The sequence below is a fragment of the Roseovarius sp. MBR-79 genome, assembly GCF_053628555.1.
Genome location: NZ_JBRJGP010000071.1, coordinates 1 through 1,472, shown reverse-complemented (window position 1 = coordinate 1,472; position 1,472 = coordinate 1). Strand labels below are relative to the sequence as shown.

Genomic DNA, 1,472 nt, shown 5'->3' with positions numbered 1-1,472 from the left:
CTAGGGGATGCACACATCTTCAGGTTTGGTTTTCGCGGAGCGCTTGACGGGTTTTGCGTTGCATGATTCGATTGTCCTACCTTGAATGGAGGGCGGCTTGTGATGACTTCGGAGAACTGGGGGCTGGGCGACTTTGGAGACGAGCGCCTAGCAAAAAGGGGGGTCTGCTGCTCGCGGGAATGGTGGCGCGCACGAGCATCTGCCTGCGGCGCCTGGCGGGTGGTCGACGCAGTGGGATTGTGGGGTTTTCGCGCTTTCTGGCCAATCCGCGCGTGACGGTTGAGGCGCTGCTCGATGGCTGGGGAGCGGAGCTTTCGCAAGGCTGCGCGGGTCGGCATATTCTGGCGATCCAGGACAGCAGCGAAATCAATTTCACGACGACCAAGGAGCGCAGTCGCGGTCTAGGCGAGATCGGCAAGGGTTCGGGACGCGGCGTTCTGCTGCACGCAATGCTGGGTGTTGATGCTGAGACGGGCGGCATTTTGGGCTTGGCCGCGGGCCGGATATGGACACGCGATGGCCGGGTTACGGTTCCTCATCGGCACCGACCGTTGTCCGAGAAGGAATCGCAACGGTGGCTGAGCACGGCAGAGGCCGCCAAGACGGTTCTGCGCCAGGCGCATATGGTGACCGAAATCAGTGATCGTGAGAGTGACATCTATGAGAAATGGGCGCGATTGCCGGAGCCGGGCTTTCACATCCTGACCCGCGCCATGGTGGATCGTTCGATCATGGAGGGGGGCGGAAAGCTCTCCTCGGCACCGTTGCAAATGGCGGGCACCGCCTTGATAGCGTTGCGCGCACGCCCTGGCCGTCCAGCCCGCAACGCCAAGCTCGTGGCTCGCTTTGGCCACGTCACGCTCAAGCGCCCCGCCATTCTGGCCAGGCAGGAAGGGTTGGCTGAGACGGTGAAAGTCAGCCTTGTCGAAGTCTGCGAGGTGAATGCGCCGCCAGGCGCCAAGCCCATTGCGTGGCGGCTTCTGACCACACATGGGGTCAAAGATGCGGCGATGGCCTGGCGCGTGATTGGCTGGTATCGGCAGCGCTGGCATATCGAACAATTCTTCCGCACCCTGAAACAGCAGGGATTGCAACTGGAGGACAGCCAGTTGGAAAATGCCGGGCGGTTGATCAAGCTGACTGCGATTGCCGCCCGAGCTGCCTGCACCATCATGCAACTCGTCCAGGCGCGTGACGGTCGGTCCGGGCAAGACGCCAAGATCGCCTTCTCGCCCCCCGAAATCGAGACCCTCCACGCACTACTGCCCGAGATCGAAGGAAAGACCGCGCTCCAGAAGAACCCTCACCCGCCGGAAACACTTGCTTGGGCCGCGTGGATCATTGCCAAGCTCGGTGGATGGGATGGCTACCCAAAATCCAAACCGCCCGGCCCAATCACCTTCCGCCACGGGCTCCAATACTTCAAATCCCTCGCCCACGGATGGAGGCTCCGAAATGTGTGAATCGCCTAG

1 protein-coding gene is annotated in these 1,472 nt (G+C 61.8%); it reads left to right on the top strand.

All coding sequences use genetic code 11. The features are described 5' to 3' along the window. Positions 1 to 179: 179 nt before the first annotated feature. Positions 180 to 1,463, top strand: coding sequence for an IS4 family transposase (locus tag ACSSV8_RS20155; protein ID WP_454283672.1), 1,284 nt, complete (start codon positions 180 to 182; stop codon positions 1,461 to 1,463). Positions 1,464 to 1,472 lie beyond the last annotated feature (9 nt).

Excerpts from the sequence above, each read along its gene's own strand:
- ACSSV8_RS20155 (WP_454283672.1), top strand. The coding sequence starts at position 180 with ATGGTGGCGCGCACGAGCATCTGCCTGCGGCGCCTGGCGGGTGGTCGA.